The sequence below is a fragment of the Shewanella sp. POL2 genome (assembly GCF_000282755.1).
GTDB lineage: Bacteria > Pseudomonadota > Gammaproteobacteria > Enterobacterales > Shewanellaceae > Shewanella > Shewanella xiamenensis.
The window spans coordinates 1-970 of the sequence record NZ_AKZL01000205.1; the positions used below are offsets into that span (position 1 = coordinate 1).

General features: G+C 32.8%; 1 protein-coding gene. It reads left to right on the forward strand.

Going from position 1 to position 970, the window contains the following annotated elements; translation table 11 throughout:
• Positions 1–944, forward strand: a 944-nt coding sequence (locus tag SHEWPOL2_RS22075) for a choice-of-anchor Q domain-containing protein (RefSeq protein ID WP_037431873.1), incomplete at its 5' end; no start/stop codon positions are given.
• Between the last annotated feature and the right edge of the window lie 26 nt (positions 945–970).

Genomic DNA, 970 nt, shown 5'->3' on the forward strand with positions numbered 1-970 from the left:
AAAAAGTTAATGTTCCGGCAGGAATTTATATTGGTGATTTAGATTTATCTAAAAAACAAACGCTATTAGAGGCGGAATCTAAAGGTGCTAAGCTTTATAGCAGCGAAACTTCATTTTGGCAACCAAGTTTAATTATTGATAAAAATAGTAGTGTAAATGGTTTTACCTTAGCTAATCACTATATAAAGGTAGAGGGTAGTGGAGGTGCTATTACACGTAATTTATTTGATGGTACACCAAACAACCTCATGTCAGTATCCATTTTAAATAGCGGAGAGATGCTTTTTGAACAAAATATATTGATAGGTAAGGCTCTCGATAATGGTTACGTATCTAGTAATTTGGATGATGATTACCATTGCCCTAGGATTGAAAGCGGTAATTATGCTGTTGCACAAAATACTAAGACTAGACTAGTGAATAATATATATTTTGGCAATCTTTTGGATGCGCCTGATTTATATTTCGGATGTCAGTTTCTTAATGCAAGTATGTCCTCTGAATTAGAAATCTACAATAATACTTTTCTTGGGCTAGAATCTGTAGTGAAGCTTATTTATTATGGGCTTGATGAGCCATATTATAAAATGTCAATCGATAACAATATCGTTTCAAAATCTAGATATTTAATTGATAATGCTTCGTATGCTAGTACTTTGTATAAGTTTGCTTCTGGAAGCAGCATTAACTTAAGTAATAATATAGTTAATGATGTTAGGGGGGTGTATATAGATATGCAGGACCAACAAGTTGAAGTGAATACTTTTTTTGCCGATCCTTTACTTGATAATAATGGATATCCTTTTAGTAACTCACCGGTAATTGATGCTGGTGTGCCGTTAAACGTAGATGTCGATTTATATGGTGTAGCAAGACCAATTGACGGTGATAACAATGGAACAAAAGTCATTGATATTGGTGCAATAGAGTTTAGATTAAACTGATTATGCTACATTCTTTAATTGTTAAA